At 62.4% G+C, this 7,077-nt stretch carries 7 protein-coding genes; all 7 read left to right on the forward strand.

Translation table 11 applies throughout. The features are described 5' to 3' along the window. The first annotated feature begins 198 nt into the window (after nucleotides 1-198). Entirely contained in the window at nucleotides 199-1,740 is a 1,542-nt protein-coding gene (locus NTX40_00945) for a sugar ABC transporter ATP-binding protein (protein ID MCX5647656.1), read from the forward strand. Further along, nucleotides 1,703-2,758: an ABC transporter permease gene (locus NTX40_00950; GenBank protein MCX5647657.1), complete on the forward strand. Its 1,056-nt coding sequence runs from the start codon at nucleotides 1,703-1,705 to the stop codon at nucleotides 2,756-2,758. The genes NTX40_00945 and NTX40_00950 overlap by 38 nt, the downstream gene beginning before the upstream one ends. After that, on the forward strand, nucleotides 2,755-3,768 hold the full coding sequence (gene yjfF / locus NTX40_00955; GenBank protein ID MCX5647658.1) for a sugar ABC transporter permease YjfF: 1,014 nt from the start codon (nucleotides 2,755-2,757) through the stop codon (nucleotides 3,766-3,768). Before NTX40_00950 ends, yjfF begins: the two co-directional genes overlap by 4 nt. Nucleotides 3,769-3,827: 59 nt before the next feature. Then, nucleotides 3,828-4,001: a hypothetical protein gene (locus tag NTX40_00960; GenBank protein ID MCX5647659.1), complete on the forward strand. Its 174-nt coding sequence runs from the start codon at nucleotides 3,828-3,830 to the stop codon at nucleotides 3,999-4,001. A gap of 248 nt (nucleotides 4,002-4,249) precedes the next feature. Beyond that, nucleotides 4,250-5,203 (forward strand): hypothetical protein, encoded by a 954-nt coding sequence (locus tag NTX40_00965; protein ID MCX5647660.1) that lies wholly within the window; start codon nucleotides 4,250-4,252, stop codon nucleotides 5,201-5,203. Between the two features lie 197 nt (nucleotides 5,204-5,400). After that, entirely contained in the window at nucleotides 5,401-5,682 is a 282-nt protein-coding gene (locus tag NTX40_00970) for a hypothetical protein (protein ID MCX5647661.1), read from the forward strand. 457 nt (nucleotides 5,683-6,139) lie between these two features. Further along, nucleotides 6,140-6,829, forward strand: coding sequence for a hypothetical protein (locus NTX40_00975; protein ID MCX5647662.1), 690 nt, complete (start codon nucleotides 6,140-6,142; stop codon nucleotides 6,827-6,829). Nucleotides 6,830-7,077: the final 248 nt, after the last annotated feature.

A 7,077-nucleotide genomic window follows, 5' to 3' on the forward strand; every position in this document is an offset into this window, starting at 1 on the left:
CACGGTGGAGTGCAACCCGCTCCTCGGGCCGCAACTGTTTGACCTCGTCGAGGACCTCGTGGCGGGCAAGCCGATTCCGAAGCGCGTCGTCGTCCAGGAAGGCGTCTTCACGCGGGACACCGCCAAGGAAGACATTAAGACGCGCAAGTACTGATCGTGACCCGAGCGGCAGTTCCGAGAACCATCCGGCGGCCGGCGATGGACGCGAACGAACCCTTCCTCCAGATGCAGGGGATCTCGAAGACTTTTCCCGGCGTCCGGGCGCTCTCGGGCGTCGACTTTTTCGTGCGGGGCGGCGAGATTCACGCCCTCATGGGCGAGAACGGCGCCGGCAAGAGCACCCTCATCAAAGTCCTGACGGGCGTTTATCCCCGCGACGCCGGCGAAATCCTCCTGGCCGGCCGTCCCATCCATCCCCGCTCGGTCCGCGAGGCCGAGGCCCTCGGCATCAGCACCGTGTACCAGGAGGTGAACCTGATTCCGCACCTCTCGGTGGCGGAGAACATCTGCCTGGGGCGCCAGCCCACGCGGTTCGGAAAAATCCGCTGGAAGGCCGTCAGCGCGCGGGCGCGGCAGGCGCTGGCGCGGCTGGAGGTTGCGATCGACGTCTCGCAGGAACTGTCGAGTTACTCCATCGCGGTGCAGCAGATGGTGGCTATCGCGCGGGCGCTCGACGTGTCGGCCAGCCTCCTGATCCTCGACGAGCCGACATCGAGCCTCGACGAAACCGAGACCGAGGAACTCTTCGCCGTCATGAGGCGCCTGCGGGACCAGGGCCTCGGCATCATCTTCATCACGCATTTTCTGGACCAGGTGTACAAGGTGGCGGACCGGATCACGGTGCTGCGGAACGGCGAGCGCGTGGGCCAGTTCGAAACCGCTCGCCTGCCGCGCATTCAACTCATCGCCAAGATGATCGGCCGGGAGCCGGAGGCGCTGGCGGCGCCGGCAGGTGCGGCCGCGAAGGGCGCCCCGGCCGACAAGGCTGCGTTCCTCGAGGCCCGCGGCCTGGGGCGCAAGGGGGGCGTCGAGCCGATGGACCTCGCGGTCGGTCGCGGCGAAGTCGTCGGCCTCGCCGGCTTGCTCGGGTCGGGGCGGACGGAGGTGGCGCGGCTCCTTTTCGGGATCGACAAGGCGGATAGCGGCGAGATACGGATCGAAGGAAAGAAAACCGTCCTGGCGTCGCCGAGGCGCGCGATCGAGAAAGGCCTGGCGTTCTGCTCCGAGGACCGCAAGACCGAAGGCCTGATCCCGGACCTTTCGGTGCGGGAGAACATCATCCTGGCGATGCAGGCAAGCCGCGGGCCGCTGCGGCGACTTCCAATGGGCCGGCAGGTCCAGATGGCCGAGCATTACATCCGCGCCCTGGACATCAAGACGCCGTCGCCCGAGCAGACGGCCGGCAACCTGAGCGGCGGGAACCAGCAGAAGATGCTCCTGGCGCGGTGGCTGGCCATGCAGCCCAGGCTCATCATCCTGGACGAGCCGACGCGCGGCATCGACGTCGGCGCGAAGGCGGAGATCGAGAAACTCGTGGCGCGGCTCGCGGCCGAGGGCATGGCCATCCTCTTCATCTCGGCGGAACTCGATGAGGTGGTGCGGAACAGCCACCGCGTCGTCGTCCTCAGGGACCGCGCGAAGGTGGCGGAACTCGCCGGAACCGAAATTGACGAACAAGTCATCATGCACGCGATCGCACGACATGAGACCGAAAAAACTCCATCCGACGGGATGGCTTGAGCACGGTGCGGCGGCCCGCCTCGTCTGGCCGCTCGCGGCGCTCGCGCTCCTCCTCGCCTTCAACTTCCTTTTCACGGAAGGTTTCTTCCGCCTGGAAGTCCGCGACGGGCACCTCTACGGCGTGCTGATTGACATTCTGAATCACGGGTCGCGCGTGATGCTGCTCGCGCTCGGGATGACGCTCGTGATCGCGACGGGGGGCGTGGACCTCTCGGTCGGGGCGGTGATGGCCGTCTCCGGGGCGGTGGCGGCGGTCCTCGTGACCAAGACGAACCTTCCCTTCGGAGCCGTTCTCGCGGCGGCGCTGGGGGTCTCCGTCGCCGCCGGCATGTGGAACGGGCTGCTCGTCGCCGGGTTCCGCGTCCAGCCGATCATCGCCACGCTCATCCTGATGGTGGCCGGCCGGGGCATCGCCCAGTTGATCACCGACGGCCAGATCATCACGTTCACCGACCCGCGGATGGTGTTCATCGGCAACGGCCACCTGTTCGGCCTGCCATTCACGGTGACGATCGTGGCGGCGTCGCTGGCGATGACGTGGGCGCTGGCGCGCCGGACGGCGGTGGGCCTGTTCATCGAGTGCATCGGCAGCAACGAGACCGCGAGCCGCTACTCCGGCGTCAACGACAGGCTCGTCAAGTTCCTGGTGTATGCGTTCGCGGGGTTCTGCGCCGGCGTGGCGGGGCTGATGGCCGCGTCGAACATCAAGTGCGCGGACTCGAACCACGTGGGCCTGTACCTGGAGTTGGACGCCATCCTGGCCGTCGTCGTGGGCGGGACGGCCCTGACGGGCGGGCGGTTCTATCTGGCGGGGTCCATCGTCGGGGCGCTCCTCATTCAGACGCTGACGACGACGATGTACATGCGGGACGTCAGTTCCGACGTGGCCCCGGTCCCGAAAGCCCTCGTCATCGTCGCGGTGTGCCTCCTGCAATCCCCCGTCTTCCGAAGCCAGGTCGCGGGCCTGGTCCGGCGGGGAGTCTGGACCTTGAGGCCCGCGGGCGGGAAGGCGTCATGAAAATCGCGATCAAGCGACGGCACATTCCGCTGGCCGCGACGGCGCTCGTCCTGGCGCTCGTGTACGCGGCGGCGGCGATGAAGTTCCCGGGCTTCTTCTCGCTCCGGGTCCTCGTGGACTTCTTCAAGGACAACGCCTTCGTGGGCGTGGCGGCGATCGGCATGACCTTCGTCATCCTCTCGGGGGGCATCGACCTGTCGGTCGGGGCGGTCGTCGGGTTCACGAGCATCCTCATTGCGACCCTCGTGCGAGACCATTCGGTCCATCCTCTGGAGGCCATCGCCCTGGCACTCCTCTTCGGGTCCGCCCTGGGCGCCGTGATGGGATGCCTCATCCACTTCCAGAAACTCCCGCCGTTCCTCGTCACGCTCGCCGGGTTGTTCTTCGCGCGGGGCATGGGGTTCCTCGTCAGCGGAGAATCCATCGGCATCAAGCACCCGTTCTATGCGCGGCTGATGGACGTGGGCCTTCCCCTGCCGGGGTCGGCGACGGTGCCGCTGACGGCCCTCGTCTTCCTCGCCGTGTTCGCGGCGGGCGTGTATCTGGCCCACTTCACGAAGTTCGGGCGGACGGTGTACGCAATCGGCGGCAGCGAGCCGTCGGCGCTCCTGATGGGCCTCGCGGTCGGCCGGACGAAAATCCTCTTGTACACGCTGAACGGTTTCTGCGCCAGCCTGGCGGGTGTCGTGTTCTCGTTCTACGGCCAGGCGGGCAACCCCACCTGGGGCATCGGTACGGAACTCGACGCCATTGCCGCCGTCGTCATCGGCGGCACGCTGCTCTCGGGCGGCGTCGGGTACGTCGCAGGGACGCTCATGGGCGTTCTGATCCTCGGCGTGATCCAGACGGCCATCGCGTTTCAGGGGAACCTCAACACGTGGTGGACGAAGATCGCGGTCGGCGTCCTTTTGCTCGTCTTCATTCTGCTTCAGAACCTCGTCTCGCGGGTGTCGGCAAGGGGGGGCGGCGCGAAGGGGCGCACTCCGGCCTCCGGCAAGACACCTGTCTGAAGAAAAAAGTTCTCCGTGAATCATCGGACGATTCTGCTGGCGCTTGTGGCGTTGTTGGCGTGGCTCCCCGCGGTTGGGGCAGCCGCGGCGGGAGCCGCCGGTCATCTTCCCCGCCGTGGCACGCGACGTTCTACGTGGCCCCGAACGGCAACGACGGCTGGTCGGGCGCGATGCCCGCGCCGGTCGGGTCGGACGGCCCCCTGGCCACGCTCCAGGCGGCCCGCCGACGGTGATATCCCCGCCCCCGTCCCCCCGTGCCGCACAAAAAAACACCGCGCGGCGTCCCGCCGGGACGCCGCGATTCCCTCTCCCTCGATGGGAGAGGACCAGGGTGAGGGTGACCTTCCCACCCCCCACCCTGGACGCAAGCGCGGCATCAGAATGTATTGACAAACCCCGAATTCGTCTGGTACGCTTCCGGCCGACCCATAGGGCTTGGCGTCTGGAGCATCGAGAATCGGCTTAAGAAAGGAGAGCAATCATGAACCCGAAGTCCGGTTGGTCGTGCGCCATGTCAGTTGCCGTCGCCTTGTCCGCGATGCTGGCGGTCATTGGCGCCCTCTCCCTGGCTGCGGCACAGGAAAGAAAAGTTTCCGTCCCGCCTTCCGAACTGCCGCCCCTGATAAGAAAGGCCATCCAGGAAGCCTTCCCGGCCGGGGAAATTCTGCGCATCGAGAAGGAGGTCGAGGGCAAGGACGTGGGCCAGTTTGACGTGGAGATCCGCTCCGCCGGGAAAGAATACGAGTTGGAGATCTCAAGCGAGGGCAAGGTCGTCGAAACCAAGGAGAGAGCGCCCGCGGCCAGTGTCGCACCGAAGAAGGACAAGGAGTGGACCAGGGATTTCCCCATGGAGCAGTGCGACTTCTCCTCGGTCGGAGCGAACCGCTTCTTCATCCTGAAGCCCGGTCATCGGCTCGTCATGGAGAGCGGCAAGGAAAAAGTGGTCATCACGGTCCTGAAGGACACCGTGAAAGTCGGAAAGACGGAAACGCGGGTGGTGGAAGAGCGGGAATTTGAGAATGGCGAGTTGAAGGAGGTCTCCAGGAACTTCTTCGCCATCTGCAAGAAGACGGGCAACGTCTTCTACTTCGGCGAGGAAGTGGACGTTTACAGCGAGGGAAAGATCGTCCGCCATTCGGGGGCCTGGAGAGCCGACGGCAAGGATTCCCAGGCAGGCATCATGATGCCCGGCACGATTCTCCTGGGCGCGAGGTATTACCAGGAAATCGCGCCGACCGCCATGGACAGGGCCGAAATCCTGAGCGCCGACGCCACCCTGAAGACCCCGGCGGGAACGTTCAAGAACTGCTTGAGAACGGAGGAAACCTCCGGGTTGGATCCCGGCGAGACCTGTTACAAGACCTATGCGCCGGGTATCGGCCTTATTCAGGATGAGGATCTGCTGTTGACGGAATACAGCACCGGCACGGAATGATGCCAATCGGGGGGCACGTCCATTGCAGCAAGCACAGGACACGCCGAGATCGGCCGATCGCAGGGCGAGCGAATCTGCGCCCGAAGGGATTGCTCGCAGCCCTGGCAGACCGACCAACGGCGTGTTATACTGACACGAAGCCAAAGTTCCGCATATTATGCGGGACCATATAATCCTTGTTGTGATGGAGAAATGAAATGGAAATGTTGATCCTCCTATTGCTCTTTCTCGGTATCATTATCTGGTCGGTGCTGATGCAAAGAAAAGCGATCGTTCAGCAGAAACAATCGATGGAAACGCAACTAGAAGCGGTCGTTCGGCAGAAACAATCGATGGAAACGCAACGCGAATCTGTCGATCAACAGAAGGAAGCTATGGCTCAGGTTGAGGAAAGCCTTAAACTCAATCGAAAACAGGTCGAGAACCAAGAGAAGATAATTGCCCTGCTTGAACAAATCAGAGACCGAAAGACATCCTAACCAGAGGCGGGTGGGTGAGCCCCGGAGCGCCGGGACGAAGGCGGGACGAGGACCGGTTAAGAGTTTCTCCGGGAATCTCCGGTCAACGGCAGGAAAGGGTTATAGCGATGGAAGAGCAAGAGAAGTCTCGGCAAAAGGAAGAGGATATGTCCAAGGAGGATAGGCTGCTACGGTATCTTGAAAGGCAGATTGACTTTGACAATCCTAGGTCTATGGGTCCGGAAGGCTGTATACTTGCCGTCGCATGGTTAATAGCAAAATTGGGTAAGAGACAGGAAGTGCTTACGATAGCCGTAGTAGTTTGCGCCGCCGCAACTGTTGGCTTGGCGATTGTTTCCTTGGTTAAGGGATAAGGCGAATCTGGGGACACCCAGAATCGCGCGTAAATAGGTATTGCGTCCCCAGAATTACCCAGAATTACCTTACCGGGATTAACGCTCAATCAGGAGGTGGTGAAATGCAATCCAATATCAACCACAGTGCTCGCTGGCGTACCTGGTTGAAAGGGGCAGGCATTATATTGTCTTTGCTCTTCTCGTTGTTCGCTCTTTGGCAGTCTGGTGAAATAAGGTATGCAGAAAACTTGCCAGCAATGGTAGTCAGATCGCTGGCCACTGAGCGAGATCCCGACCGCCTTCGGCTCACCAACTACGGAAAGGGACCTGCAATAGCAAGAGGCTTTGGGGTATATTTTGGAAAGAAATTCTTCTGGGCTGAATGGCGGACAGACCACAATTATTTTGTCCCTCCTGGGGAGAAGGCCGCAATTGACATCCCCGGTTGGTGGCTAAGCGAGCCTACAAAGCAATATGCGAAGAACTTGGGGGTCGCTGTAAATGAAGAGTATACTGTCGCAGATTTAACAAAGGATCGCCCAAAGGAGTTTCCAACACAAGTAACCATTAAGGCGTACTTCGAATACAGTGACGTATTTGGGCAGGGTTTGTATAGACAGTATTTCTTTTATTACCCTTTTGCGCAAAACCCGGAAGAAAAAATCTGCCCAAGCAAATTCCAGTGTCTGCGGAAACCTGGGCCGTGTAGTTGGATTATCCACAAGTTGTTGGGGCCCGAGGAGCATGCTCCTATGGACAGGGGGAAAGGGGACATGCTACTTTTTCCGCGAATTCGGGGGACGGAAGGCTGATTTCGGTTTTCCGATTTCCGCCCTTCGAGAACCTCAGGGCGGCCCGAGTTTGGTCGAGGGGCCGGTTTCCGAGTTCTCTCACCCGCATCCCCTGCCGGGCCTTCCGGGCAGACCTGGAGGAGCGGGGACGGCACCCGTTCGCTCGTGAGGTAAAGCGTCCGGCCGTCGGGCCCGTAGCAGATCGACTCGCCCTGGGGCCGCGGGGGCATCCGGATCGTCCTCGGGGCGCGGCCGAAGGCCGCCCCCCA

The organism is Planctomycetota bacterium (assembly GCA_026387035.1).
In the GTDB taxonomy this organism is placed as follows: domain Bacteria; phylum Planctomycetota; class Phycisphaerae; order FEN-1346; family FEN-1346; genus JAPLMM01.

Coding starts and splice junctions, on each gene's coding strand:
- yjfF (MCX5647658.1), top strand. CDS start 2,755: ATGAAAATCGCGATCAAGCGACGGCACATTCCGCTGGCCGCGACGGCG.
- NTX40_00965 (MCX5647660.1), top strand. CDS start 4,250: ATGAACCCGAAGTCCGGTTGGTCGTGCGCCATGTCAGTTGCCGTCGCC.
- NTX40_00950 (MCX5647657.1), top strand. CDS start 1,703: ATGAGACCGAAAAAACTCCATCCGACGGGATGGCTTGAGCACGGTGCG.
- NTX40_00945 (MCX5647656.1), top strand. CDS start 199: ATGGACGCGAACGAACCCTTCCTCCAGATGCAGGGGATCTCGAAGACT.
- NTX40_00975 (MCX5647662.1), top strand. CDS start 6,140: ATGCAATCCAATATCAACCACAGTGCTCGCTGGCGTACCTGGTTGAAA.
- NTX40_00970 (MCX5647661.1), top strand. CDS start 5,401: ATGGAAATGTTGATCCTCCTATTGCTCTTTCTCGGTATCATTATCTGG.